A 25,420-nucleotide genomic window follows, 5' to 3' on the forward strand; every position below is an offset into this window, starting at 1 on the left:
AACTTGCATGCAAGCTTGCATACAAGTAGTGACAGAGCTAACGCTCAGGCAGGTCAGTGCTGCTGTTGCTGCCCGGGCCCATTGAAGCCCCAGCGCGGCTGCGTCTGATAGACGGTCGACGTCTGCACCGAGGTCGACGTCGCGATCGAGGTCGAGGTATCCGTTTCGGTCGAGGTCTGCACCGAGGTCGAGGTCTCGGTCTGCGTCTGGGTGGCGGTCTGGGTGGCGGTCTCGGTGTTGGTCACAGTCTCGGGAGCGGGCGCCGGAGCCTGCTGCTGGCCACCGCCGCCACCGGAGTTGCTGCTGCTGCCGTCGCCGCCACCGCCGTGGTGCTGTTTGGCCGTCGTCGTGGTGGTCGTGGTGCTCGACGGCGTCACCGTGACCGTCGTCGGAGCATTGTTTCCCTGCGAGCCGCAGGCGACGGTGAGCCCGCCCATGGCCAGGACAGCCAAGGTGCCCGCAGCCGACGACCAACGTCGATAGGTGATTTTCATGGGCACAATTACTAGCTGAGCAACCTGGCAACGACACCTGCCGGTCACGCAATTCCGCTTATGAAGTTGCTGTGAAACCTTGTTACTTGCCTGCTTGCCGGTGGCGCTGGTCGTGCAGCGGCACGCCATTCGGTCCGGTCAACGACTGCGCATAAGTGCCGACCGCAAATGCGACGGCCGGCCCTGTCACAGCCAGGGCGTCCCGATTCAGCTGCTCGACGGTGTCGCCCGTCGCCCCGTACCCGGGATCGAAGGCAACGCCCACCTGTCCACCCCACAATCTGGCCTGGATCGCCGACTTGCGTTGTGAGGTACCGGTCGAGAGGCCACCGACCGGCACCCCGGCGGTGAGGAACGGACCGTAACCGCTGCCCAGATCCATCGTCATGTCCGCGGGACGCTTGCCGGCGAGGTACAGATATCCGGCCAGCGTGCGCTCGATACCGGCCGACCCAGCAGGTATCGCGTCGAGGGGGAGCTCAGGGTTGGCCTGGCCCGACTGGTCGCCGTCGAACGTGAAGAACCCGGCATTGGGCGAGCCGAGAATGTCGAAATCCAGATACAGCGCAATGTCATTCAGCGGTTCGGCGGCCAACCCACGCACGTACTTGGTGGCACCTTCCTGGCCCACCGCCCCCGAACCCCAGAAGGTGAACCGCACCGCGTTCGCGATCTTCGGCGAGCCGCCGAGCGCGGCCGCCGTCTCGAGCAACGCGGACACCCCGGTGGCGGCATCGTTGATGCCCGCGCTCCCCGGCGCGCTGTCGAGATGCGCACCTGCCAACACGACACTGTGCTGATCACCGGTCTTGGTCTGGGCCAAGACGTTTCGCGATTTCACGCCGGAGTTCTTGGCATCGAGGGTGAGCTTCACCGGCGCATTGGTTTTCAGCAGGGCGGCATCGGCGTCCTTGCCGATGATGCCTACCGGCGTATTGAGGTGTTCGTAGTAACCGGGACTGAACAACCCGCGCGGCGCTCCGTTCGGGCTGGGCGGGCTGACCACCAGAACTGCGACCGCGCCACGGGCCACCGCCGCGTTCTGCTTGTCGACGACCGAGCAGCCCAGGTCATCGACCACCGCGATGGCTCCGCGCAGGTTGAGCGTGCCGTAGTCGTCCGCCGCGCAGCCGGCCGGCTTGACCGGGTGCAAGGTCGGCGCGCTCAGACCGCCCGGCGCGGTGGACGCCAGCAGTGACGCCTGTACGACGGACCAGCGGAGGCCACCGACGTCCAGCACCGGATTGCCGGGCGCACCGCGCACCACCCGCACATACTCAGGGGTCTGCACGTCGAACCCTTTGTCCCGCAGCAGGTTCGCCACATAGTCCACGCTGGCCTGGTAGCCGGGCGTGCCGTCGGCGCGGGTGCCCTTGTTGTCCGCGGCGATGGCGGCGAACTTCTTCAGATGCGTGTAGATGCCGTCGGTGCCCACCTTGGCGGCCAACTCGCGCGCGAGGTCAGGGGCGGGCGGGGGCGGCGGGGCGGGGGCCGGTGGAGGTGGCGCGCACGCCGCCAGGACCGCGGTCAACAGGCCGGCGATCGTGACGCGCCTCATGATGCCGAGACCACGTGCCGGGTTCGGTCATCGCGGACCGGAACGCCGCCCCGGCCACCCAAATCCTGGGCGTACCGGCCGACTCCGAAAGCCACGCCACGGCCCATGATGTCCATTGCCGTGCGGTTGATGTGCGCCAAAGTGTCCGTCTTCTTGTGGTAGTTGGGGTCGAAAGGTTTTCCGGCGATACCGCCCCAGAGGCGGGCCTGCTCGTCGTTCATGTTCTCCTCATCACCGGCGACCAATCCGCCTGCCGGAATGCCCGCCCTGGTGAAGGCGTCGTAGTCCGACCGGGCGTTGAAGGGATAGTCCTGAGGCTGCTTTCCGGCACCCGACAGATATGCCGTGAAGGTGCGATCGATACCGGCCGAGCCCTCCGGGATGCGTGGCACCAGATCGTCGGCCACCGGCGGGCCGGACAAGTTGCCGTCGTAGCTGAAGTAACCGGCGTTCTCCGAGGCGAGCATGTCGAAATTCATATACAGCGCAATGTCTTTGAGCGCCTCGCCGTCAAGAGACTCGATGTACCGGTCAGAGCCGATGGTGCCCTCCTCTTCGGCGCCCCAGAACGCGAACCGCACAGCGTTCACGATTTTTGGCGCGCTGCCCAACTGCAGTGCGGTCTCCAGAACCGCGGCCACCCCGGACCCGTTGTCGTTGATCCCGGGGCCATCCTTGACGCTGTCCAGGTGTGCGCCGACCATGACGACGTCATGCACGGACCCGGTCTTGGTCTGGGCAATCACGTTGCGGGTGTGCTCAATCCGCGCTCCGGCATCCAGTTTCAGGGTGACGGCCCCGGGGTTGGCCCGCAACCGAGCCCCGTCTGCTTTCGGGATGAGCACCGCCGGAATCTTCACCGTCGCCTTGGCCCCGAGGGTGCCGCCGCGTGCGGGGACCCCCGCGTCGTCGACATCGTCCTTGTTGTCTGCCACCACCAGCGCGACCGCGCCGTGGGCCGCCGCGGTCGCTTCCTTTGTCGCGAAGGGACACGTGCCGCGGTCCACCAGGGCAACGGCACCCGTGATGGGCAGACCGTCGTAATCGGCACTGTTGCAGCCTGATCCGGGCCCACCACGAACAGGCACCAGCGGTGCGGTGAGACCGGGGGTGCCCGCGGAGTATTCCAGTGCCCGCGCCGGCAACCGCCTGCCGGCGACGCTCAGTTCAGGGGTGCTGTGGTACGCAACCTTGACTTCCAGGTTTGGGATGGCGACATCGAAACCTTTGGCGCGCAACGCATTCGCCGTGTAGTCCACGCTCGCGTCGTAGCCCGGCGTGCCGAACGCCCGGTTGCCGCCATTGGCGTCGGCGATGGCCTGCAGCTTGGCCAGATGGCCGGTCGTCGCCTCGACGGACACGCTCTTGGCGAGATCCTCGGCGAACTCCTCCGCGCCGGGTGACGATCGCCCACACCCCGAGATTCCGAGGGCCAGCACGAGCGCGAGCGCGAGCGGGGTGCGGACCATGGGCACCACCGTAGCGTGAACGCGTCCGTGCGAGGGCGCGTCAGCGCTATCGTCACGGATCTCGGCGGACCAGTGTCACCAGGGCAGCAACGAACACCGTTGCCACCACCGCGGCGAAGTACAGCGCGGCACCGACCGGCCCCCACCACATCGTGAACGTCTGGAACCAGGGGGTTTCGGTGAACGTGTAGGCGTTGGAGAAGGGCAGCAACGGCCCGACGCGGCCACCGATCTGCGGAATTGTGCCGAGCAGCGGCTCCACGACGAACGGCATCAGTACGAGCACCGCGACCACGCCCGCGGTGTGGCGCATCAAGGCCCCCAACGCCACCGCCAGCACCGCCCCCAGCGCGGCGTACAGGCTGGTGGCACCGACTGCTCGCCAGACCTCCGACCCCGACAGATCGAGTTCTCCAGCGCGTTCGCTGGACAACAACGATCGCGCCAACCCGATGGCCCCGATCATCATGATCGCCGTGACGACCCCAGAAAATGCTGCGGCGACAGCAGCTTTGGCGGTCAGCACGACACCACGGCGTGGCGTGGCCAGAAATGTCGCGCGAATCATCCCGGTGCGGAATTCACTCGTCACCGACAACGCGGACAAGATCATCAACACGGGAACGCCGAAGATGCTCACCCCGAGGGCCGCTCGCTCCGGTGACAGATAGCTGTACGGCAATCCGCCGGCTTGGATGGCTGCGAACCCGAGGCTCAACACCGCGACCGACAGCGTCGTCCACACCGGCGCGCGGGTGGACTGCAATTTGATGCGTTCGGCGTTCAGCGTCGCGAGCATCAGGAAACCGACCGATAATCGACAGCGCCATCGGTCAGCCGCAGGTAGGCATCCTCCAGCGACACCTGTCGGGCGCTGAGCTCGTGCAGGGTGATGTCGTGGGCCGCGGCCAGTTCCCCGACTCGTTCTGACGGACAATCGGTCACCGTCAGTACCTCATCCTCGCGCTGCACCGAAACTCCCTGCGCGGTCAACACTTCCCGCAGCCGCTCGAGTTGTGGGCTACGGGCTCGGACCACCCCTCGCCCCGCCCGGGCCACGAACTCGGCCATGGTGGTCGAAGCGATCAGCCGACCGCGACCGATGACCACCAATCGATCGGCGGTGTTGGCCATCTCGGCCAGCAGATGACTCGACACCAGCACCGTCCGGCCCTCGGCGGCCAGACCGCGCATCAGGGTGCGCACCCACCGGATGCCTTCGGGGTCGAGGCCGTTGACGGGTTCGTCGAACAACAGGACCTCAGGATCGCCGAGTACTGCGGCCGCGATGCCGAGGCGCTGCGACATACCGAGGGAGAACGACCCTGCCTGCTTGTTCGCCACCTCGCCCAGACCCACGAGTCCGAGCACCTCGTCGACCCTGGCCACCGGCAAGCGATTGGCGGCAGCCAGCCACCGCAGGTGCGCCCGGGCCGTCCGGTTGGGGTGTACCTGGCGCGCGTCGAGCAGGGCACCGACACTGCGCAACGGCGAGGTGAGATCGCGGTACCGCCTACCCAGCACGGTGGCGGTCCCCGCAGTCGGCCGGTCCAGCCCGACGATCATTCGCATCGTGGTGGACTTGCCGGCGCCGTTGGGGCCGAGAAATCCGGTGACGACGCCCGGCTCGACGGTGCACGTCACGTCATCGACGGCTCGTGTTCGACCGAAATCCTTTGTCAGGCCGTTCAGTTGGATCATCTCGCCAGGGCTTCCACGACCAGCCCCGCGACGGCTCGCATACCTGCGGCATTGGGATGGAGCGGCGCCACCCGGCCGGGCAGCGGTAGGTGAAACGCCGTGGTCCAGGGATCGGCCGACCACGCGTGATGATCACGACTGCCGTCCGCCGCCCGCACCAGTTCACAACCGGTGTCGGTGGCGGCCGCGGCCGTCAGCTCGGCCAGTCGGGCGGCGACATGCCGGCCCAGGTCGGCTTCCGCGGCACCGATCGGGGGCGCGGGCACGCCGGCCGGCGGCAGGAGAGTCAGGTAGTCGACGAACAGCACCCGGGCCTGTGGCGCCCGCCGACGCGCTTCTCGCCCAACGGCTTTCAATGACTCACCCACGGCGTCGAGCGCCTGGTCCCGCGCTGTCGCATCAAGCAGTCCGCGCAGCAATCCGCCGGCGAAGGGCACCGACCGCAAGAAGCGGGGCAGGCACGCGGCACCGAGCATCGGCACGTACCCGGCGTCGTTGCCCCCGATGGTGACGGTGACCAATGACTCCGACCCGTCCAGGGCATCGACCTGCGGCGGCGCACCGAACTGCCGCTGCGAGAGCACGTGCGCGGTGGTGGCACCCGAAAACGTCACGTCGACAAGGTCGTAACCGAGCTGCGCGGCAACGAGGTGCGGATAGTTGACCGCCGACCTGCCGGACCGCTTCGGCGCGCCGGACGCTGCCGGTGTGATGCCAGGTCCCGCCGCCATCGAACTACCGAGAGCGACGTAGCGCTCCGTCATAGCGCCGGGCTGGATGCCTGCGCCCAGAACCGCTTGGGCACGCGGCCGGCCCGGCTGGCCAACCGGCCCGCGGTGACCGCGGCGGCCATGGCTGCCGCCATCATCGGCGGATCCGAGGCCCGGGTCACCGCGGTCGCGAGAAGCACAGCGTCGCAACCCAGTTCCATCGCCAGCGCCGCATCGCTGGCCGTGCCGATACCCGCGTCGAGCACCACCGGCACCCCGGCGGCCGCGACGATCATCTCGATGTTGTGCGGGTTGGAGATACCCAGTCCCGTGCCGATGGGTGCACCCAACGGCATGACCGCCGCACAACCGGTGTCCTCCAGTCGCCTGGCCAGCACCGGGTCGTCGTTGGTGTAGGGCAGGACGACAAAACCGTCATCCACCAATTGCTCTGCGGCACGCACCAATTCGATTGCGTCCGGGAGGAGCGTGCGCTCGTCGGCGATCACTTCGAGCTTCACCCAGTTGGTCTGCAACGCTTCGCGCGCCAGCTGCGCCGTCAGCACCGCTTCGGCCGCGCCGCGACAGCCGGCGGTGTTGGGAAGCGCCGCGATGCCGAGCTTGCGCAGCAAATCCAGTACGCCGGTGCCGGTTTCGGCATCGATACGGCGCATCGCGACGGTGGTCAGCTCGGTGCCCGAGGCGACGAGCGCCTCCTCCAGGATCGATAAGTTGGCCGCGCCGCCGGTTCCCATGATGAGCCGGGAGCCGAATTCGCGATCGGCGATGCGCAAGACATCAGCGGACGTACAGACCTCAGCCACCCTGCACCGCCGTCACGACCTCGATCTTGACGCCCTCGGTCAGGACGTCGTCCCACTCCGACCGCGGCAGCACCGCCCAATCCACGGCGACGGCGATGCCCTTGTCCGGAAAGCCCAGTGTGTCGATCAATTCGGCTACCGTGGTGCCTTCGCGAATCTCCACGCTCTCATCGTTGACTGTGATCAGCACAGGGCCACCTTCTCTTTCACCTCGCCCTTCAGCAGTTCCGAAATCCGTTGTGCGGTCCACGCGGACAGCAGAAAACCGTTCCGCCCGTGGCCGGTCGCCGACAGGGTGCGGTCGTCCAGCCAGCCCACGATCGGCAGGCCGTCCGGAGTCATCGGCCGCAGGCCCGCCGCGCATTCGGCCAGTTCGTATTCACCGAGTGCCGGCATCACCGCACACGCGTCATCGAGGATGTCGCGCACGCCGGTGACCGCAGGCGCGGTGTCGCGGCCGTGCTCGTACTGGGTGGCTCCAGCGACCACACCGTCCGCGCGTGGCACCAGGTAGACCTGCCGCCCGTGTACCCGAGCCCGAACCACCCGCTGCGGCACCGGCATACACCCCTTGCGCCACCGCAGCCGCAGAATCTCGCCCTTCACCGGGCGAATCGGCAGACCGGGCCACAGGGCCGGGGCGTCGATCCCATTGGCCAGCACGGTGACATCCGCGTCGCGCGTCTCCTCGAGCGACCCGACCGGGCCCGCCCACTGCACACCGAGACGGTCACAATGCGCGATGAGGCCCTCGACCACCAGCCGGTTGTCCACGGCAAGTTCGGTTTCCGCGCGGAAGCCATGGCGAATCCCTTGTGCCAGCAACGGTTCGACATCGCGGGCGGCGGTGGTCACGGTCACGGGATGGCCCTGCGCCGCGAGCCACGCGGCGACGGTGCGGAGGTCAGCCGCATCGGCCCGGTCGACCGCGACCACGAGCGAGTCGCGCGCGGTGACCACGCAGTCGGGCAGCCCGTCGAGGAACCCGCCGTGCCAGAGCGCCAGGGAGTCCAGGCCCAGCTGCAACTGGTCCTGCTCACCCGGCCAGCCTTCGGAGTGCGGTGCGAGCATGCCGCCGGCCACCCACGAGGCGCCGCTCGCCTCGGCCCGGTGCACCCGCACCGACCACCCGTCCAGCGCCGCGCGGCGCGCCACGGCCAGACCGATGACGCCGCCACCGACGACAGCAAGGTCCAACGGCACGATCCCTCTTCTCCCTTCGCCGGCATGATCCGGATCAGGTGTGACGGTAAGGGTAGGACGACCCCACTCTCAGCCCCCGGTCCCGGGACTCCCGTGTTGCGGCGTCCACGGTAGTCGCTACCGTCGCGCTGTGCCTACACCCACCCAGCGGCTGCAGTCCGCATCCCTGTATCTGTGCACCGACGCGCGCCGCGAGCGCGGTGACCTGGCAGAGTTCGCCGACGCCGCGCTGGCCGGCGGCGTCGACATCATCCAGCTGCGCGACAAGGGCTCCGCCGGTGAGGCACTGTTCGGTCCGCTGGAGGCCAGACAGGAGCTGGAGGCGCTGGCGGTGCTGGCCGACGCGGCGCGGCGGCACGGCGCGCTGTTCGCGGTGAACGACCGGGCCGACATCGCCCGCGGGGCGCACGCCGACGTGCTGCATCTGGGCCAGGACGATCTCCCCCTGTCCCTGGCCCGCGAGATCGTCGGGCCCGATCCGCTGTTCGGCCGCTCCACCCACGACGAGCAGCAGCTGGCCGTCTCCGTGACCGAAGACGTCGACTACTTCTGCGTCGGCCCGTGCTGGCCGACGCCCACCAAGCCGGGCCGCACGGCACCCGGGCTGGACCTGGTCCGTGCCGCCGCCGCATCCGGAACCGACAAACCATGGTTCGCCATCGGTGGCATCGACCTGGCCCGCGTCCCCGAGGTGGTGGCCGCCGGCGCGCGCCGCATCGTGGTGGTGCGGGCGATCACGGGCGCCGAGGATCCGGCTGCGGCAGCCCGGGCGCTCAAGCAGGCGCTGCCTACGAACTGAGCGGGATACCCGCCGTCACGCTACGCAGGCGCTCCCAACTGGCGGCGAACCCGGGATGCAGCGGCAGGGAGGCGACGTCGTCCTCGGAGACCCAGCGCAGTTCGACGCTCTCCCGGTTGGGCACCGTCTCGAGTTGTTCGAGCGCGTCCGCGATGACCGTCGTGTACGTCCAGACCTCGCCGATCGCCGTCGCGGTGACGACCGTGGTCCGAACAGTCAATTGATGCGCCTCCAACCCAGCTTCTTCATAGGCCTCACGGACCGCGGCTTCCTCGACGGTTTCGTGGCTGTCCCGCGCACCACCCGGCAGTGCCCAGGTGCCCCCTTGATGGCTCCACGGCGCGCGGTACTGCAAGAGCACCGCCGCTCCGCCACCCGGCTGCGGCGCCCGCAGCAGAAGTCCGGCCGCGCCGTGGCGACCCCAGAAGTGGGAGCCGTCAGCCGCAAGCACCCATCCGTCACCGTCGCCCTGCACGAAACCCACAATAGGGAACTTCGCGAAAGATCTGGGGACCGGGCCGACGGGGAATCCACCCCCTGCGCGCCACAAGCTCTTAGACTTCTATTAAAGGACTTCGGGCAGGGTCAGGGGTACGGAAAGTTGAGGTCGGCGCACACGTGACGGTGGAGTTGGCGCACCCTTCAACCGAGCCCGTGGCTTCTCGGTCACCCGGAACTCCCACACACACCCGGTGGTGGTTCATGTGGACCACACCCGGCCGCATCCTGCTCATCGGATTGATGCTGGCCAGCCTGGTCATCGGGTGCGCGTTCGCCACGTCGACCACCATCCACGCCCGCCAGCAGGCCCTGACCACCGTGCTCGACCACACCGAGCCGCTGGCGTTCGCGGCCGGCCAGCTCTACACCACGCTGTCCGTCGCCGACGCCGCCGCAGGCACCGCCTTCATCGCCGGCTCCGAGCCCCAGGACGTACGGCAACGCTACGAGCAGGCGATCACCGACGCCGCGGTCGCGGTCACCGCGGCCTCCAGCGGGCTGACCGACGAACGCATGGTGCAGGTGCTCGGGCGCATCAACGCCGAACTGGCGGTTTACACCGGGCTGGTGGAAACCGCCCGAACCAACAATCGCGCGGGGAACCCGGTCGGTTCGTCGTACCTCTCCGAGGCGTCATGGCTGATGCAGACGCAGATCCTGCCCGACGCACAACGGCTCTACGAGAACACCTCGGCACGCGTGAATTCGGAAACCAGCGGCTCGTCGCAGGTACCCGCGCCGGTGATCCTGGTCGTCGCCGCGACGCTGATGTTCGGCTTCTTCTCGAACCGCTGGCTGGCCCGGCACACCCGCCGCCGCGTCAACATCGGTTTCGTGGCCGGGGGGATGGCAGTGCTGATCATGATCGTCTGGATCGGGGCCACGCTCGTCATCTCGACCACGAACACCCGACACGCCCGCAACGCGGCGGCCTCGCTGCAAACCGTGACCAGCATGGCCATCACGGCGCAGCAGGCCCGTGCGGACGAGACGCTGTCGCTGATCCGACGTGGCGACGAGAGCGTCCGCAAGCAGTCGTACTACCGCCGCATCGACGCCCTCCAGCAGCAGCTGGCGGACTACATGCGGCGCCCCGACGCGATCGGCACGAAGGACCTGACGGGCGCCGATCAGTTGGTCCGCCGCTGGCGCGCCGCCGACGACCGGATCAACGCCTACATCTCGACCGGCAACTACCAATCCGCGACGCAGGTGGCCCTGGGCACGAGCGAAGACGATTCGACGCCTGCCTTCGACAAGCTCGATGAGGCCCTCGCCAAGAGCATCGACGAAAGCCGCAAACAGCTCCGCAGCGATATCTTGAACGGGCGTCAGGCCTTGTCGGGAGCGACCGTCGGCGCGGCGGCGCTGAGCCTCGCCGCGGCGGTGGCAGTGGCGCTCGGGCTCTGGCCGAGGTTGAGTGAATACCGATGAGTCTTGCAATGCGTTCTCGGTTGGTCCCGGCGATGGTGGCGGTGCTGGTGGCCGCCGGCTGCGGCGAGGCCCCACCCGCGGCCGGACCGCCGAACATCACCATCGCGCCGCCCACCCCCGCCGGCATGCAGGTGCAGACCGCGGTGCCCGACCTGGGTCCCGAGGACAAGTCCGACTGCACCGCGAGCCTGCGGCCGTTCCCGACACCCGAGGCCGCGGCGGCAGCCGTCACCAACATCAAGGACCGGGGCCGGCTGATCGTCGGGCTCGACATCGGCAGCAACCTCTTTGCCTTCCGCGACCCGATCACGGGCCAGATCACCGGATTCGACGTCGACATCGCCGGTGAGGTGGCGCGCGACATCTTCGGCACCCCGTCACAGGTCGAGTACCGGATCTTGTCGGACAACGACCGGATCTCGGCGCTACAACACAACACCGTCGATATCGTGGTGAAGACCATGAGTATCACCTGCGAGCGCCGCAAGCTGGTGAACTTCTCGGCCGAGTACTTCTCCGCCAAACAGCGCATTCTGACCACCCGGGACTCCGACATCCGCAAGCCCGCGGACCTCTCGGGCAAGCGGGTGTGTGTCGTGCCGGCCACCACCTCGAAGGCGCGGCTGCAGCACATCACCCCGCCACCGATCCTCGTCGAGGCGGTCACCTGGGCGGACTGCCTGGTGGCGCTACAACAGCGGCAGGCCGACGCCGTGTCCACCGATGACGCCATCCTGGCCGGCCTGGTGGCGCAGGATCCGTACCTGCACATCGTCGGGCCCAACATGGCCGAGGAGCCGTACGGCATCGGCATCAACCTGAACAACACCGGGCTGGTCCGCTTCGTCAACGGAACGTTGGAGCGCATTCGCCGCGACGGGACGTGGAACACGTTGTACCGCAAGTGGCTGACCGTACTGGGCTCGACGCCGAACCCGCCGTTACCGAGGTACAGCGACTGATGCCCGAGAGCGAAGCGACGACCGGCCCGGTGGACGCCGGTCCCGACAGCAACCCCGGCACCCGGGCTGTCGAGACGACGTGGGATTCGCTGGCCACGATGCGGCCGATGGGCACGCAAGCGGTGTTCCGGCCGCTGTTCGACGACTCCACCAGCATTCAGGTGCCCGTTCCGCCGGAACGGGATTCGGCCCCCACCAGTCTCGTCACCGCGACCACCCGGGTCTCCCCCATCCGCCGCCTGGGCGGTGGCCTGGTGGAGGTGCCGCGGGTGGTGGACCAGGATCCGCTCGCGGCGTTGATGACCAATCCCGTCGTGGCCGAAGCCAAACGGTTCTGCTGGTCCTGCGGCAAGCCGGTCGGCCGGTCCAAGGACGGCGAGCCCGGCCAGTCGGAAGGCTCGTGCCCGCATTGCGGGGCCGCGTATTCGTTTCTGCCGCAACTGAGTCCGGGCACCATGGTGGCCGATCAGTACGAGGTCAAAGGTTGCATCGCCCACGGTGGGCTGGGCTGGATCTACCTCGCGCTGGACACCAACGTCAACAATCGGCCGGTGGTGCTCAAAGGTCTGGTGCACTCCGGGGACGCCGAGGCGCAGGCGATCGCCATGGCCGAGCGGCAGTTCTTGGCCGAGGTCACGCATCCCGCGATCGTGAAGATCTTCAACTTCGTCGAGCACGCCGACAAGCACGGCGACCCGGTCGGCTACATCGTGATGGAGTACGTCGGCGGCATCTCGCTCAAGCAGGTGAAGGGTGCCAAACTGCCGGTGGCCCAAGCCATCGCCTACATGCTGGAGATCCTGCCGGCACTCGGTTACCTGCATTCGATCGGACTGGTCTACAACGACCTGAAGCCCGAGAACATCATGTTCACCGAGGAACAGCTCAAGCTCATCGACCTCGGCGCGGTGTCACGGATCAATTCGTTCGGATTCCTCTACGGGACGCCGGGTTACCAGGCGCCGGAGATCGTCCGGACCGGCCCGACCATCGTCACCGACATCTACACCGTCGGCCGCACGCTCGCGGCGCTGACCCTGAATCTGAAGACGGACAAGGGCCGCTACGTCGACGGGCTGCCGGAGGACGATCCGATTCTGGCCCAATACGATTCGTTCGGCCGGCTGCTGCGGCGCGCCATCGATCCGGACCCGCGCCGGCGGTTCGGCAGCGCCGAGGAGATGTCCGGGCAGCTGCTCGGCGTGCTGCGCGAGGTCGTCGCGCAGGACACCGGAACGCCGCGGCCCGGCCTGTCCTCGGTGTTCAGCCCGTCGCGGTCGACGTTCGGCGTCAACATGTTGGTGGCTCACACCGACGTGTACATCGACGGGCAGGTGCACACCGAGAAGATCACCGCACCAGAGATAGTCCGGGCCCTGCAGGTGCCGTTGGTCGACCCGGCCGACGTCGGCGCGACGGTGTTGTCGGCGACCGTGCTGAGCCAGCCGGTGCAGACCCTGGATTCGTTGCGCGCGGCCCGGGAGGGATCGCTCGATTCAGAAGGGGTGGATCTGTCGCAGTCGGTCGAGCTGCCGCTGATGGAAGTGCGCGCGCTACTCGACCTGGGCGATGTCGCCAAGGCCAACCGGAAGCTGGAGAACCTGGCCGACCGGATCGGCTGGCACTGGCGGCTGGTGTGGTTCCGCGCGGTCGGCGAACTACTGTCCGGTGACTACGCCGCGGCGACAAAGGATTTCACCGAGGTTCTCAACACCTTGCCGGGCGAACTGGCGCCCAAGGTGGCATTGGCGGCCACCGCCGAACTGTCCGGATCGGAGGCGGAACGGGCCTTCTATCAGACGGTGTGGAACACCGACAACGGCATCATCTCAGCCGGTTTCGGCCGGGCCCGGGTGCAGGCGCTGGCCGGCGACCGCGAAGCCGCGGTTCATACCCTCGACGAAGTTCCGGCCACCTCAAGACATTTCACCACGGCCCGACTGACCAGCGCCGTCACGCTGCTGTCGGCGCCCACCACCGCCGAGATCACCGAACGCCAAATCCGTGACGCCGCCCGCCGAGTGGAGGCGTTGCCGGAAACCGAACCGCGCGTGCTGCAGATCCGGACGCTGGTACTCGGCACCGCCCTGGACTGGCTGGCCGACCACACCGCCAGCACCAACCACATCCTGGGCTTCCCGTTCACCGAACACGGTCTACGCCTCGGTGTGGAGGCCTCCCTACGCGGGCTGGCCCGGGTGGCGCCCACGAAGGCGCACCGCTACGCGCTGGTGGACCTGGCCAACAACGTGCGGCCGGTCAGTACTTTCTAGCTCGGTATGCCGTTCGACGGCGTGTCGCCCCTTGGCGTGTCGCCTCTCCTGCGACAAGTTCGATCTGGAAGCTGTCACCTCCGGATGGGAGGCTCCAGGGTGACGGGCGGCTTCCGCGGTCCGAGCGCTGGGCACTCGACTAGCAAACCCCTTGCGGCAGTTGACATTGCGCTGACGCAGAAAAAGGTCGAGTAGCAGTCTGCGTAGACGCACGGTCAACGCAGCGAGCCGGGTCACCGGTAGCGGTCACGCAGCTGCGGATCGTTTTCCCACCACAGGCCGCTGGAGGGCGCCTCGGCCTCCGGTTCGGCGTCGGCTCCGGAGGCGGCCCGCGCAGCAGGGGACGCCGTAGCGGCTGCCGCGGCGTCCAGTTCGGCATCGACCTCCGCCGCCTTGCGTCGTTCGTCAGAACCCAACGCCCGCATCAGGAGCAAGATGAAGGGCACGCCCAGGACGTCACCCAGAATCCACAAGATCCCGGCGCCGAACGTCTGGTCCTGGCGGATGCTCGGGCCGAAGTCACGGTGCAGTCCGGCGTAGTAGTCGTGGGCGATCACCGGGCCGAGCCACAGCACCAGACCGAGGATGCCGTCGCCGAGGCCCTCGGCCACGCTGATCCCGATGGACAGCAGCGGCGGGTAACGCCGCGGCACCGGGTCGACCTGCAAGCGGGCATAGAAGTAGGCAAAGCCGATGCCCAGCAGCACAAGTCGGGTCACGGCGGCGAGCGGCCCCGTCATCGACGCGACGTACCACGGTGTCAGGTACAGCAGCCACGGCGTCGCCAGCATCAGCACCGAGGTCACCGGAGGCGACAGGAGCAGTCGCGCCGGGGCGGAATTGAGCACCGCGTCGACGCGCTCCTGCACCGATGGACCGATCGCGGCCCGCATCGTCGCGACCGGGCGGCTCAGCGCGAAGAAGAAGGGCACGACGTAGAGCAACAGCAAGACTTGTAGCGCGCGCACCCAGAACAGCGCCGGCGCGTACACCGCGAGGGCGCTGAGCGTCGATACCGCCCACACCGCGGTCGCGACGCCGAAGCACCACAGCTGACTCCGCGTCACCGGGGTGCGCCGACGGGTCCACACCAGGGCGCCGATGCCGAGCAGCATCAACACCACAGCCACAGGGTCAAATGTCCCGGTCAAAGGGTGCACGAGGCGCAAGCTACGCCCCAACCCTGGCAGGTTCCTTCAGGAAACCTTGCAGACCTCGACGCAGGCCCGCGCGATGGCCAGCTCTTCATTGGTGGGGATCACCAGCACGGTCACCGGCGAGGTATCCGTGGAAATCCGCCGGGCTCCGCGCACCGTGGACAGGTTGCGCTCCTCGTCGACCTCGATCCCGAGAGCCAACAGCCCGGCGAGCGCATCACGGCGGACCGCGGCGTCGTTCTCGCCCACCCCGGCGGTGAAGGTGATGACGTCGGCCCCACCCAACAGCGCCAGGTAGCCGCCGATGTACTTGCGCAGCCGGTGGATGTAGACGTCGTAGGCCAGCTGGGCCGCTTCATCACCGCCGTTCATGCGCGTGTGCAGCTCGCGGAAATCGGTGGCGCCACCCAATCCCGATACACCCGAGTGGCGGTTCAGCAGGGCGTCGATGTCCTCGATCGACATCCCGGCGGCGCGCGACAGGTACATGATGATGCCGGGGTCGACGTCGCCGGAGCGGGTGCCCATCACCAGACCCTCCATGGGCGTCAGGCCCATCGAGGTGTCGATGGGCCTGCCGCCGGCGATCGCCGACGCCGATGCGCCGTTACCGAGATGCAGGACAATCTGATTCACCGATTCGAGGGGCAGGCCCAGGAACTGGGCAGCCTGCTCGCTGACGTACTGGTGCGACGTGCCGTGAAAGCCGTACCGGCGAATGTGCCACTGCGCGGCGACCTCCCGGTCGATCGCATACTCGGCGGCGGCCGCGGGCAGGTTATGGAAGAAGGCAGTGTCGAACACCGCGACGTGAGGTACGTCGGGCAGGAGTTTGCGGGCTGCATTGATGCCCATCAGCCCCGGCGGATTGTGTAGCGGCGCCAGCGGGGCCAGTTTCTCGAGTTCGGCGACCAGCTCGTCGCCGATCAGGGTCGGCCGGTAGAACCGCCGGCCGCCATGCACGACGCGGTGACCGACGGCCGCGATCTGGTCGACCGACACTCCGGCGGCCCGCACCGCATCGAACACCTGCTGCAACGCCCTCGGGTAATCGTCCACCCGCTCGATCACGCCGTCGGCCAGTGACTCACCCGAAGCCGGTTGCACCAATCGGTATTTCACCGACGATGAGCCGCAGTTGAGTACCAGTACGGACCCGCTCATTTCGCTCCTTGAGCCTGAATCGCCGTGATGGCAACGGTGTTGACAATGTCCTCGACGAGCGCGCCGCGGGACAAGTCGTTCACGGGCTTGTTCAGGCCCTGCAGCACCGGGCCGATCGCGATGGCGCCCGCGCTGCGCTGCACCGCCTTGTACGTGTTGTTGCCGGTGTTCAGATCCGGGAAGATCAGCACCGTCGCACGGCCGGCCACCGGGGAATCCGGCATCTTGGTCGCGGCCACCGACGGCTCCACCGCCGCGTCGTATTGGATGGGTCCTTCGACCAGCAGCTCCGGCGCCCGCTTGCGGACCAATTCCGTTGCTGCCCTGACCTTGTCGACGTCGGCGCCCGTCCCCGAATCGCCCGTCGAGTAGGACAGCATGGCCACGCGCGGCTCGATCCCGAACTGCGCGGCGGTCTGCGCCGAGCTGATCGCGATGTCGGCGAGCTGCTCGGACGTCGGGTCCGGCACGATCGCGCAGTCGCCGTAGGCCAGCACCCGATCCGCCAGGCACATCAGGAAGATGCTCGACACCGTCGAGATGTCCGGCGCGGTACGGATGATCTCGAACGCCGGCCGCACGGTGTGCGCCGTCGTGTGCGCGGCACCGGACACCATGCCGTCGACCATGTTGTTGTGCACCAGCATGGTGCCGAAGTACGAGACGTCGTGGATGATCTCGCGGGCCTGTTCGAGAGTGACGCCCTTCTTCTTGCGCAGTTCGGCGTACTGCGCCGCGAACTGGTCGGACAACTCGCTGGTGCGTGGATTCAGCACCACGGCGGCCGACAGATCCAGACCCAGCTCGGCAGCCCGCGCCCGCACCGTCGGCTCGTCACCGAGAATGGTGAGATCGGCAACCGAGCGGGCGAGCAGCCGGCCCGCAGCGCGCAGAATCCGGTCATCGTCGCCTTCGGGCAACACGATGCGCTTCCGGTCGGCCCGGGCCCGGTCCTGGAGCTGATGGGTGAACATCTGCGGCGTGGTGACCGTGGGAATCGGAACCGCAAGCCGGGCAAGCAGATCCGCGACATCGACATGCTTATCCATCAAGGTCAGCGCGGTGTCGATCTTACGAAGCGAGGAGGCCGTCACCCGGCCCTTGGCCAGCGACGCGGCACGGGCGGTGTCGTAGGTACCCAAGTCGGTGGCCACGATCGGTAACCGCAGCCCGAGGCCCGCGACCAGCTTCGCGATCGACGGGTGTAGCGGCAGGCCACCGTTGAGAACCAGGCACGAGATCGACGGAAAGTTTTCTGCCGCATGGGCGCTGGCGATCGCCAGCACCACGTCCGACCGGTCCCCCGGGGTGATGACGGCCATGGCGTCGGTGAGACGCTCGAGGCAGTGCTCGGCCGTCATACCTGCGACCATCACACCCATGACTTCCCGGCTCAGCAGCTCGGCGTCACCGCTGAGCACCGTGCCGTGCACCGCGTCGCGCAGCTCGGCCACCGACGGCGCCGAGAGCAACGGTTCCTCGGGCAGCACATAGCTTTTCGGCGCGAACCGCGCCAAAGCAGCAGCGACCGCGGCCAATTCATCAGGCGCGCACCGGTTGGCCACCACTGCGGCGGTGTGCGCGTGCTGGACCGCCAGCTCCGCCAGACACAGCTCCACGACATGGGCGACCTCGTCGGGGGTGCGGTCCGCGCCCCGCACCGAAAGCAGCACCGGCGCACCCAGATTCACCGCGATGCGCGCGTTCACCGACAGTTCGGTCGGCGAGGCGACATCGGTGTAGTCACTGCCCACGATCACCACGGCATCGCACCTGTCGGCGACACGGTGGTACCGGTCGACGATGTCGGCGATCGCCGCATCCGTGTCTTCGTGCAGCTGCTGGTACGTGACACCCACGCAGTCGTCGTACTCCAGACCCGCGGTGTTATGGGTCAGCAGCATCTCGAGGATGTAGTCGGGACCGTCGCCGGCGCGCGTTATCGGCCGGAACACCCCGACCCTGGCGACCGTGGCCGCCAGCCGGTGCAACAGCCCTAGCGCGATGGTCGACTTGCCGGTGTCGCCTTCAGGTGAGGCGATGTAGATCGCGGTTGCGTCGGGCACGGCGACAGCCTACCGAGCCACGACGTTCATCAGGCCAGCTTGCGCAGCCGAGGCTCAAGATCGGTCTTGAACAGCTCCAGGAAGCGGCGCTGGTCCTGCCGCGGGTCGTGGAACACCAGGTGGTTCAGGCCCCAGTCGACGTACTGCTTGACCTTCTCGACGGCTTCGTCCGGGTCGGAAGCCACGATCCAGCGCTTGGCGACCTGCTCGATGGGCAGCGCGTCGGCGGCCGCTTCCATCTCGATCGGGTCGTCGATCGAATGCTTCTGCTCGGCCGTCAGCGACAGCGGCGCCCAGAACCGGGTGTTCTCCAGAGCCAGTTCGGGATCCGGGTCGTACGAGATCTTGATCTCGATCATCCGGTCGACGTCGTCGGGGTTCTTACCCGCCGCCTCGGCACCCTCGCGCATGGCGGGGATCAGCTTGTCCTTGTACAGCTCCTCGCCCTTGCCCGAAGTGCAGATGAAACCATCACCGGCACGGCCGGCGTACTTGGCCACCTGCGGCCCACCCGCGGCGATGTAGATCGGGATGCCACCCTCGGGGACGTCGTAGATCGAGGCGCCCTTGGTCTTGTAGTACTCGCCTTCGAAGTCGACGCGGTCACCGAGCCACAACTCACGCATCAGGCGCACCGACTCCCGCAGCCGGGCGTAGCGCTCCTTGAACTCGGGCCATTCGCCTTCATAACCAGTGGCGATCTCGTTGAGCGCCTCCCCGGTGCCGATGCCCAGGAAGATCCGATCCGGGTACAGGCAGCCCATGGTCGCGAACGCCTGCGCGATGACCGCCGGGTTGTAGCGGAACGTCGGAGTCAGCACCGAGGTGCCCAGGATCAGCCGCTCGGTGCGCTCGCCCACCGCGGTCATCCAGGCCAGGGAAAACGGTGCATGGCCACCGGTATGGCGCCATGGCTGGAAATGATCACTGACGGTGGCGCTGTCCATACCCGCCGCTTCGGCGGCCACCGCCAGCTCGACGAGTTCCCGCGGGGCGAACTGCTCCGCCGACGCCTTGTATCCGAGCCTGAGTTCAGCCATGAGTCCCGTTCCTGTTCGTCGCTGCTACGACATTGCTCTTCGCGTCATTGCTCTTCGCGTCCGCATTCGCCGAATTGCTCCTCGCGTCCGCATGCACCTACTTTTCTACTCTGCCTACACTCGCCTCATGGTGGCAGCCCTGAGCGCGATCGCGGAGAGTCTCGGAGTCAATGTTCACTTCGCCCAGACCGACCTGGTGAACTGGACCCTGGTCAGCGATGACAGCGGGGTGATCCTGATCGACGCCGGCTTCCCGGGCCAGCGCGACGACGTCCTCCGTTCCCTGCGTGACCTGGGCTTCGAGGCCGGCGACGTGCGGGCGATTCTGCTCACGCACGCTCACGTCGACCACCTCGGTGCGGCGATCTGGTTCGCGAAAACCCATGGCACGCCGGTGTTCTGCCACGGCGCCGAAGTCGGCCATGCCAAACGCGAGTATCTGGAACAGGTTTCACCGACCGACCTGCTGACGCGGGCCTGGAACCCGCGGTACCTGGCCTGGTCGGCGACCATCGTCGGCAAGGGCGCGCTGGTGCGCGAGGGCATCCCCACCGCGCAGGCGCTCACCAAGGACGTCGCGGCCACACTGCCGGGCAGCCCGCAGCTGATCCCGAGCCCGGGACACACCGGCGGACACTGCTCCTACGTGTTCGGCGACGTGCTGGTGGCCGGCGACGCCATGATCACCGGGCACCCGGTACTCACCAAGGGCGGCCCTCAGCTGCTGCCGCAGATGTTCAACCACGACCAGGCGGCATGCGAACGGAGCCTGTCCGCGCTCGGCCTGCTGGACACCCAGGTGCTGCTGCCAGGCCACGGACCTGCGTGGCGCGGGCCGGTCCGGGAGGCCGCCGAGCTGGCACTTCAGCGGAGCTGAACAAACGGCGCAGTAACGGCGCCGGTGTCAGACGCTGTGTTTGACCAGCTCCAGGAACAGCACGAACAGCCCGGCCAGCACCAGACCGCCCGCCACGACGACGGCCGGGAGGAAGAACATGTGGTCGAGCTCTTCGTCGTCAAAGATGTTGTTGCCCTGGGCATCACGGTTGACCGGGCCGTAGAAAACCCGCCCGAAAGCGGACCACCGCACGGTGCGCGCCCGGAGCCGGTGGGGATTGTCCTCGGACATCCGGCCGAAGCGGGCCCGCGTGACCATACCCGTGGCCAGCACGATCACCGCGGCCACGAGCAGCAGACACCCGACGGTCCAACCGGAAAGCACACATAAGCGTATCCACCGGGCGGTCCGAACGACTCCGATTCAGCAGCCTGTCAGCCAGCGGACGGCTCGGACAGCTCGAATGCCGCAATGTCCTTGACGAAAGCTATGGGGTAGACCTCACCTTCGGCCGGCAGCGGCTGCGCCATGCGTTGATACCCGGTTGCCTGGTACAGCGCCTCGGCCTCGGGTTGCCGGTGGCCGGTGGTCAGGTAGATACGCCGATAGCCGGCGTCGACAATGCGCGCCTCCAGCTCAATCAGCAGCGCCCGTGCGTATCCCCGCCGGCGGGAACCAGAATCAGTCCAAATCCGTTTCAGTTCAGCGGTTTCCGCATCGAAGCGGCGGAATGCCCCGCCGGTGACCGGCACACCGTCACGCAGTCCGATCACCATGGCCCCGACCGGCGGTTCGAACTCCGCGGCCGGATAGTCCCGCAACCAGGCACTGACAGCCGCCGGAGTGCTGTCGTAGCGCGTCGCGTACTCGACGGCGAGCTCGGTCAGCAACGGGCCGGCCAGCGGGTCGTCCGGAGCGACGGCCACGAACGCCAGGGCGGAGTCAGTCACGGATCGAGTCGATCATCGGGCGTGCACGTCTGGTGTGCGCACGTGTTCGGGACGGAAGCCGCGGCCGACAAGCAGCGGCGGGATGTATTGCAGCGGGCCCTTTCCCACGAAAGACGGCACCGTGATCGGTGACAGGTCACCGGCCAGGTTGGGTTCGACCACCCGGTCCTGAACCAGCACCTGGCCGGCCTGGATGATGCGGGTCGGCAATTCGCGGCGGCGCTGCACCTTGGCCAGGTCGGCGTCGGCGAGCAGGCCGTTGCGCAGCGGGCCGCACAAGATGTTGGCGGCGGCGACAGCGTCGGCCACTGCCAGGTTGATGCCGACGCCGCCGGCCGGCGACATCGCGTGAGCGGCGTCGCCGATGCACAGCAGCCCGGGCCGCCACCACGTCTTGAGCCGGTCCACGCGCACATCGAGCTGACTGGTGTCATCCCAGGACTTCAGATCCTCGACATGCTCGCGAAGCTGCGGCCGGACCGACACCAGCCGTGCCTTGAAGTCTTCGAGTGACCCGCCCCGCGGATTGGCCCCCTTGGGCATGAGGTACGCGACCTGCCAGTAGTCGCCGCGATAGATCATCGCCATCAGCAGTCCCTTGCGGATGATCCCGAACAGTTCCTGCGGATCGCCGGGGCGCCAGCCCAGCCGGAACCACAACACGTCCATAGGGCTGTGGACGCTCGCCATCGGCAGACCCGCCGCATCGCGCACTGCAGACTTGCGGCCGTCAGCGGCCACAACCAGGTCCGCACGCACCTCCAACTCGGGCGTGCGCACGCCGACCACCCGGCCACCCTCGGTGATCAGGTCGGTCACCTCGGCATTGCGGATCAGCGTGAATTCCGGGTAGTCGGCTGCCTTTTCGGCGAGAAAGTCCAGGAAGTCCCACTGCGGCATGAGCGCGATGTACGGCTCGGGGAAACGCAACAGCCGCAGGGCGCCGAAGCTTCCGAAGGTCCGGATGGTGCCGTCGGCATCCATGCACACGCGGTTGATCTTGGTGTGCCGCAGCTTCAGGAACTCATCGATGAACCCCAACTCGTGCATGATGCGCAACGTGGTGGGGTGCACGGTGTCGCCGCGAAAGTCCCGCAGAAAGTCGTTGTGCTTCTCCAGCACGACGACGTTGATCCCGGCCCGGGCCAGCAGCAGGGCGTGTACCAGACCCGCGGGCCCACCACCGGCTACACAAACTTGAGTCCGCAGCGCGCGCGTCATGCCCCGACAGTAGTCGGTCGGGGTAGCCAAATCGGGGCTTCAATTCAAAACTTGACACGTGTAAAGTTTGCCGCCATGGACAACATCCGCGGCAAGACAATCGCAATCACCGGGGCCGCCCGGGGCATCGGCTACGCCACCGCCAAGGCCCTTCTCGCCCGCGGCGCGCGGGTCGTCATCGGTGACCGCGACGTCGCAGTACTCGAATCCGCGGTCGCCGACCTCGTCAAACTCGGCCAGGTCACCGGGTACCCGCTGGACGTCACCGACCGGGAATCCTTCGAGGTCTTCCTCGACAAGGCCCGCAGTGACGGCGCCGGCCACCTCGACGTGCTGATCAACAATGCCGGCGTCATGCCGGTCGGCCCGTTCCTGAAGGAGACGGAACAGTCGATCCGGTCGTCCCTCGAGGTCAACGTGTATGGCGTACTGACCGGCTGCCAGCTTGCGCTTCCCGAGATGGTGCGGCGCCGCAGCGGTCACGTCATCAACATCGCCTCACTGTCAGGCCTCATCCCGCTGCCCGGCCAGGTGGTGTATGTCGGCGCGAAGTACGCCGTCGTCGGCCTGTCCACCGCGCTGGCCGACGAGATGGCCCCGCATGGTGTCAACGTCTCGGTGATCATGCCGCCGTTCACCAATACCGAGCTGATCTCAGGTACCAAGTCCAGCGGCGCCATCAAGCCGGTCGAGCCCGAAGATATCGCCGCGGCGATCATCAAGACGCTCGACAAGCCCAAGACCCACGTGTCGGTGCCGCCGCCGCTGCGGTTCACCGCGCAGGCCGCCCAGATGCTGCCACCCAAGGGCCGGCGGGCGATGAACAAGCTACTCGGGCTTGACAAGGTATTCCTGGAGTTCGACGCCGCCAAGCGGAAGAGCTACGAGGATCGGGCCCGGACCGCGCAGGGCGTCATCGAGAAGGACTGAGCGCGCCGCACTGTGAGGTAATTCCTTTCAGCTACAAGGAGATAGGTCGTGGCCGGCAACGCCCGTGCCACGCACCATCGGGCATGCCCAACGCCGCCTGGCTCTCGATCGCCCGCGCCGCGGCAGCCCTGGCCGCGGCGATGGGCATCGGCCGGTTCGCCTACACACCGATCCTCCCCTTGATGACCGCCCACGCCGGTCTCACCGCGCAGGCCGCAGGGCAACTGGCGACGGCCAACTACGTCGGCTACCTGATCGGCGCACTGGGCGCCACCGCCTCACCGCGGCTCGCTCGTTCCGTGACCGCCTGCCGGGCGTCTCTGGTCATGCTCATCGCGAGCCTCGCGGCAATGGCGCTGAGTACCAACGTCATCGAATGGGGCATCCTGCGGTTGATCGCCGGGATCGCCAGTGCGCTGGTCTTCGTGATCGCCGTCAACACCCTCTTGGATCACGGCCATCCGGCCCACCATGCCGGCTGGGCATTCAGCGGCGTCGGTATCGGCATCGCGTTGTCGGCGGCCCTGCCGGCCGGCAACGATTGGCAGGGCGCGTGGTGGGCCGCCACCGCGCTGGCTGCGCTGCTCAGCGTCTTCGCCTGGTTCATGCGCCCTGGAGTCCCCGACGAGACGTCGAAAGCCTCTGCCGGGCAGGCCAATGCGCGCGGACCGCTGATCATGCTGATGACCAGCTACACCCTCGAAGGCGTCGGCTACATCATCGCGGGCACATTCCTGGTCGCCGCCGTCACGCAGCAGTCACCGGGCGGACTCGGCAGCGCCGTGTGGCTGTTGGTCGGCCTGGCGGCGGCACCGTCGGCTGCGCTGTGGGCGCGGTTCACCGGTCGCTTCTCGTATTCCGCATTGCTGGTCGCCGCGCTGTTGCTGCAGGCTGCCGGGATTGCCTGGGCCGGAACCGGAAACAGCATCGCGGCCCTCGCCGGCGCAATCCTGTTCGGCGGTACCTTCATCGGCATCAGCACCCTGGCCCTGGCCGCCGGGCGGGCGTTGCAGTTCCCGGGCGCCGTCGCGCTGCTGACGACGGGCTATTCGGTGGGCCAGATCGTCGGACCGGTCGCAGTGGCACCCCTGCTGCACAACGGGTTTCAGCAGGCCCTGCTCGCCGGTGCGGCCGTCGTGCTACTCGCCGCCCTGGCCGCGCTGCTGATGTGGATCAGTGGGCGGCAGCCACGCGTCGTCAGTACCGACGGCGGCGACGTCACGGGTGAGCGCGTCGACGACGGCATGAACGGCAGGATTGTCTTCTCCCCGTCGCCACACCAGTGACCACGTCCACAGCGGTACCGGCTGAATCACCGGACGGCGCACCAGGTCTCGCGGCAGGACATCCGTCTGCCCGCGGGGATTGTTGAGCACCGGCCGTCCCAGCTGCCGGACGTGTTCGAAGAACGTCGGCCCCGTGACCCCACCGTCATCGGTACGCATCACCCGGGCGCCGGTGTCCGCGGCGAACTGCTCGCCGTAGCGGTTCCACGACTCCCAACTCGCCGTGTCCGAATCCACCAACACCAGAGTGTCTTTCGCCTGCACAGGCGAGTCGTCAGGACCGACACACAAGGCGAACAGCCGGTCCACCCCCATCAGCCGTGACTCCAACGACAACGCGTCCAGATCAGCGGTCTGCACCCAGCAGATGGCCAGATCGAGGATGCCCTCGGCCACCCGCGCCGCCTGCGCGTGCGACGGCATCACCCAGGTGTCGACGCGCAACTGCGCGACGCCGGCCGCCCGTTCCGCGAGGTCGGTCGGGCACCAGTTGACATAGCCGATTCGAATGGGCTCGGAGTTCGACAGACCGATTGCCCGCCTGCGGAATTCGTCAGCCTGGGCCACCAGCGCCCGCGCGTGGGGCAACAGCGACGCGCCCGCGGCAGTGAGGCGCACCGACCGGCGGTCACGATCGAACAGATCCACCTTGAGATCACGTTCGAGCGCCTTGATCTGCTGCGACAGGGACGGCCCGGCGATGTGCAGACGGTCGGCGGCGCGGCCGAAATTCAGCTCATCGGCAACGGCGACGAAGTACCGCAGCTGCCGTAGTTCCATGTCAGCAGCGTAGTAGGCAGAGCCTCTCAGCAAGAAGCAAATAAATCGCGCGGCAGGGGC

24 protein-coding genes and 1 pseudogene are annotated in these 25,420 nt (G+C 67.7%); 7 read left to right on the forward strand and 18 right to left on the reverse strand.

The window, feature by feature from the left end:
* Positions 1–53: 53 nt before the first annotated feature.
* From G6N59_RS12585 to thiO, 9 genes are all read right to left on the reverse strand, one after another.
* Positions 54–494 carry a hypothetical protein gene (locus tag G6N59_RS12585; protein ID WP_163911282.1) on the reverse strand — a complete coding sequence of 147 codons (441 nt, stop codon included), beginning with the start codon at positions 492–494 and terminating at the stop codon, positions 54–56.
* A gap of 82 nt (positions 495–576) precedes the next feature.
* Positions 577–2,052: a M28 family peptidase gene (locus G6N59_RS12590; protein WP_138232597.1), complete on the reverse strand. Its 1,476-nt coding sequence runs from the start codon at positions 2,050–2,052 to the stop codon at positions 577–579.
* Complete coding sequence (locus G6N59_RS12595; RefSeq protein ID WP_138232598.1) at positions 2,049–3,521, reverse strand: M28 family peptidase; 1,473 nt, start codon at positions 3,519–3,521, stop codon at positions 2,049–2,051. Before G6N59_RS12595 ends, G6N59_RS12590 begins: the two co-directional genes overlap by 4 nt.
* Before the next feature lie 52 nt (positions 3,522–3,573).
* Positions 3,574–4,320: an ABC transporter permease gene (locus tag G6N59_RS12600; RefSeq protein WP_138232599.1), complete on the reverse strand. Its 747-nt coding sequence runs from the start codon at positions 4,318–4,320 to the stop codon at positions 3,574–3,576.
* Positions 4,320–5,222, reverse strand: a complete 903-nt coding sequence (locus G6N59_RS12605) for an ABC transporter ATP-binding protein (protein WP_138232600.1) — start codon at positions 5,220–5,222, stop codon at positions 4,320–4,322. Before G6N59_RS12605 ends, G6N59_RS12600 begins: the two co-directional genes overlap by 1 nt.
* Positions 5,219–5,986: an SGNH/GDSL hydrolase family protein gene (locus tag G6N59_RS12610; RefSeq protein ID WP_138232601.1), complete on the reverse strand. Its 768-nt coding sequence runs from the start codon at positions 5,984–5,986 to the stop codon at positions 5,219–5,221. Before G6N59_RS12610 ends, G6N59_RS12605 begins: the two co-directional genes overlap by 4 nt.
* Positions 5,983–6,726 carry a thiazole synthase gene (thiG, locus tag G6N59_RS12615; protein ID WP_268815830.1) on the reverse strand — a complete coding sequence of 248 codons (744 nt, stop codon included), beginning with the start codon at positions 6,724–6,726 and terminating at the stop codon, positions 5,983–5,985. Before thiG ends, G6N59_RS12610 begins: the two co-directional genes overlap by 4 nt.
* Before the next feature lie 22 nt (positions 6,727–6,748).
* Entirely contained in the window at positions 6,749–6,946 is a 198-nt protein-coding gene (gene thiS, locus G6N59_RS12620; RefSeq protein ID WP_138232603.1) for a sulfur carrier protein ThiS, read from the reverse strand.
* Complete coding sequence (gene thiO, locus G6N59_RS12625; protein ID WP_138232604.1) at positions 6,940–7,959, reverse strand: glycine oxidase ThiO; 1,020 nt, start codon at positions 7,957–7,959, stop codon at positions 6,940–6,942. Before thiO ends, thiS begins: the two co-directional genes overlap by 7 nt.
* 130 nt (positions 7,960–8,089) lie before the next feature.
* Between thiO and thiE the strand changes: the two genes are divergently transcribed.
* Entirely contained in the window at positions 8,090–8,758 is a 669-nt protein-coding gene (gene thiE / locus G6N59_RS12630) for a thiamine phosphate synthase (RefSeq protein WP_138232605.1), read from the forward strand.
* On the opposite strand, the gene G6N59_RS12635 is transcribed toward thiE, so the two are convergent.
* Positions 8,748–9,233: an NUDIX hydrolase gene (locus tag G6N59_RS12635; protein WP_138232606.1), complete on the reverse strand. Its 486-nt coding sequence runs from the start codon at positions 9,231–9,233 to the stop codon at positions 8,748–8,750. The two genes, thiE and G6N59_RS12635, sit on opposite strands and share 11 nt — an antisense overlap.
* A gap of 143 nt (positions 9,234–9,376) precedes the next feature.
* Here G6N59_RS12635 and glnX point away from each other — a divergent pair, with 143 nt between their 5' ends.
* The 3 genes from glnX to G6N59_RS12650 are packed head-to-tail and all read left to right on the forward strand — an operon-like array spanning position 9,377 to position 13,928.
* Positions 9,377–10,693, forward strand: a complete 1,317-nt coding sequence (gene glnX / locus G6N59_RS12640; protein ID WP_138232607.1) for a protein kinase G-activating protein GlnX — start codon at positions 9,377–9,379, stop codon at positions 10,691–10,693.
* A gap of 8 nt (positions 10,694–10,701) precedes the next feature.
* Complete coding sequence (locus tag G6N59_RS12645; protein WP_163911285.1) at positions 10,702–11,655, forward strand: glutamate ABC transporter substrate-binding protein; 954 nt, start codon at positions 10,702–10,704, stop codon at positions 11,653–11,655.
* Entirely contained in the window at positions 11,655–13,928 is a 2,274-nt protein-coding gene (locus tag G6N59_RS12650) for a serine/threonine-protein kinase PknG (RefSeq protein ID WP_138232697.1), read from the forward strand. Before G6N59_RS12645 ends, G6N59_RS12650 begins: the two co-directional genes overlap by 1 nt.
* 233 nt (positions 13,929–14,161) lie before the next feature.
* Here the strand turns inward: G6N59_RS12650 and G6N59_RS12655 are convergent, their stop codons facing one another.
* The 4 genes from G6N59_RS12655 to fgd form a co-directional block, all read right to left on the reverse strand.
* On the reverse strand, positions 14,162–15,043 hold the full coding sequence (locus tag G6N59_RS12655) for a cytochrome c oxidase assembly protein (RefSeq protein WP_407665886.1): 882 nt from the start codon (positions 15,041–15,043) through the stop codon (positions 14,162–14,164).
* 81 nt (positions 15,044–15,124) lie between these two features.
* Positions 15,125–16,249, reverse strand: a complete 1,125-nt coding sequence (locus G6N59_RS12660) for an acetate kinase (RefSeq protein ID WP_138232609.1) — start codon at positions 16,247–16,249, stop codon at positions 15,125–15,127.
* The gene (gene pta, locus G6N59_RS12665; protein ID WP_138232610.1) at positions 16,246–18,315 is read right to left on the reverse strand and encodes a phosphate acetyltransferase; all 2,070 of its coding nucleotides are present in this window, start codon (positions 18,313–18,315) and stop codon (positions 16,246–16,248) included. The genes G6N59_RS12660 and pta overlap by 4 nt, the downstream gene beginning before the upstream one ends.
* Positions 18,316–18,344: 29 nt before the next feature.
* Positions 18,345–19,355: a glucose-6-phosphate dehydrogenase (coenzyme-F420) gene (gene fgd / locus G6N59_RS12670; protein ID WP_138232611.1), complete on the reverse strand. Its 1,011-nt coding sequence runs from the start codon at positions 19,353–19,355 to the stop codon at positions 18,345–18,347.
* A 127-nt stretch (positions 19,356–19,482) separates the two neighbouring features.
* Between fgd and G6N59_RS12675 the strand changes: the two genes are divergently transcribed.
* A complete protein-coding gene (locus G6N59_RS12675; protein WP_138232612.1) occupies positions 19,483–20,232 on the forward strand; it encodes an MBL fold metallo-hydrolase in 750 nt (249 codons plus the stop codon).
* Positions 20,233–20,259: 27 nt separating this feature from the next.
* Here G6N59_RS12675 and G6N59_RS12680 read toward each other — a convergent pair whose 3' ends face one another.
* From G6N59_RS12680 to G6N59_RS12690, 3 genes are read right to left on the reverse strand one after another with little or no spacing between them, the layout of a single operon-like run.
* A complete protein-coding gene (locus tag G6N59_RS12680; RefSeq protein WP_138232613.1) occupies positions 20,260–20,577 on the reverse strand; it encodes a hypothetical protein in 318 nt (105 codons plus the stop codon).
* A 50-nt stretch (positions 20,578–20,627) separates the two neighbouring features.
* Positions 20,628–21,143 (reverse strand): GNAT family N-acetyltransferase, encoded by a 516-nt coding sequence (locus G6N59_RS12685; protein WP_234884413.1) that lies wholly within the window; start codon positions 21,141–21,143, stop codon positions 20,628–20,630.
* Between the two features lie 12 nt (positions 21,144–21,155).
* Entirely contained in the window at positions 21,156–22,364 is a 1,209-nt protein-coding gene (locus G6N59_RS12690; RefSeq protein ID WP_138232614.1) for an FAD-dependent oxidoreductase, read from the reverse strand.
* 75 nt (positions 22,365–22,439) lie between these two features.
* Between G6N59_RS12690 and G6N59_RS12695 the strand changes: the two genes are divergently transcribed.
* Both G6N59_RS12695 and G6N59_RS12700 read left to right on the forward strand, forming a co-directional pair.
* Positions 22,440–23,294: an SDR family oxidoreductase gene (locus tag G6N59_RS12695; RefSeq protein WP_138232615.1), complete on the forward strand. Its 855-nt coding sequence runs from the start codon at positions 22,440–22,442 to the stop codon at positions 23,292–23,294.
* 182 nt (positions 23,295–23,476) lie between these two features.
* Positions 23,477–24,394 (forward strand): annotated as a pseudogene (locus tag G6N59_RS12700) (YbfB/YjiJ family MFS transporter); the annotation flags it as partial.
* Between the two features lie 39 nt (positions 24,395–24,433).
* On the opposite strand, the gene G6N59_RS12705 reads toward G6N59_RS12700, so the two are convergent.
* A complete protein-coding gene (locus G6N59_RS12705) occupies positions 24,434–25,360 on the reverse strand; it encodes a LysR family transcriptional regulator (RefSeq protein ID WP_138232616.1) in 927 nt (308 codons plus the stop codon).
* Positions 25,361–25,420: the final 60 nt, after the last annotated feature.

The sequence above is a fragment of the Mycolicibacterium aubagnense genome, from assembly GCF_010730955.1.
In the GTDB taxonomy this organism is placed as follows: Bacteria; Actinomycetota; Actinomycetes; order Mycobacteriales; family Mycobacteriaceae; genus Mycobacterium; species Mycobacterium aubagnense.

What these genes read in the sequence shown, in the direction of transcription:
- G6N59_RS12590 (WP_138232597.1), bottom strand. Translation starts at nt 2,052, where the DNA reads ATGAGGCGCGTCACGATCGCCGGCCTGTTGACCGCGGTCCTGGCGGCG.
- G6N59_RS12585 (WP_163911282.1), bottom strand. Translation starts at nt 494, where the DNA reads ATGAAAATCACCTATCGACGTTGGTCGTCGGCTGCGGGCACCTTGGCT.
- G6N59_RS12595 (WP_138232598.1), bottom strand. Translation starts at nt 3,521, where the DNA reads ATGGTCCGCACCCCGCTCGCGCTCGCGCTCGTGCTGGCCCTCGGAATC.
- G6N59_RS12605 (WP_138232600.1), bottom strand. Translation starts at nt 5,222, where the DNA reads ATGATCCAACTGAACGGCCTGACAAAGGATTTCGGTCGAACACGAGCC.
- G6N59_RS12675 (WP_138232612.1), top strand. Translation starts at nt 19,483, where the DNA reads ATGGTGGCAGCCCTGAGCGCGATCGCGGAGAGTCTCGGAGTCAATGTT.
- G6N59_RS12645 (WP_163911285.1), top strand. Translation starts at nt 10,702, where the DNA reads ATGCGTTCTCGGTTGGTCCCGGCGATGGTGGCGGTGCTGGTGGCCGCC.
- G6N59_RS12660 (WP_138232609.1), bottom strand. Translation starts at nt 16,249, where the DNA reads ATGAGCGGGTCCGTACTGGTACTCAACTGCGGCTCATCGTCGGTGAAA.
- G6N59_RS12600 (WP_138232599.1), bottom strand. Translation starts at nt 4,320, where the DNA reads ATGCTCGCGACGCTGAACGCCGAACGCATCAAATTGCAGTCCACCCGC.
- G6N59_RS12655 (WP_407665886.1), bottom strand. Translation starts at nt 15,043, where the DNA reads ATGCTGCTCGGCATCGGCGCCCTGGTGTGGACCCGTCGGCGCACCCCG.
- fgd (WP_138232611.1), bottom strand. Translation starts at nt 19,355, where the DNA reads ATGGCTGAACTCAGGCTCGGATACAAGGCGTCGGCGGAGCAGTTCGCC.
- G6N59_RS12650 (WP_138232697.1), top strand. Translation starts at nt 11,655, where the DNA reads ATGCCCGAGAGCGAAGCGACGACCGGCCCGGTGGACGCCGGTCCCGAC.
- G6N59_RS12705 (WP_138232616.1), bottom strand. Translation starts at nt 25,360, where the DNA reads ATGGAACTACGGCAGCTGCGGTACTTCGTCGCCGTTGCCGATGAGCTG.
- G6N59_RS12690 (WP_138232614.1), bottom strand. Translation starts at nt 22,364, where the DNA reads ATGACGCGCGCGCTGCGGACTCAAGTTTGTGTAGCCGGTGGTGGGCCC.
- G6N59_RS12610 (WP_138232601.1), bottom strand. Translation starts at nt 5,986, where the DNA reads ATGACGGAGCGCTACGTCGCTCTCGGTAGTTCGATGGCGGCGGGACCT.
- G6N59_RS12695 (WP_138232615.1), top strand. Translation starts at nt 22,440, where the DNA reads ATGGACAACATCCGCGGCAAGACAATCGCAATCACCGGGGCCGCCCGG.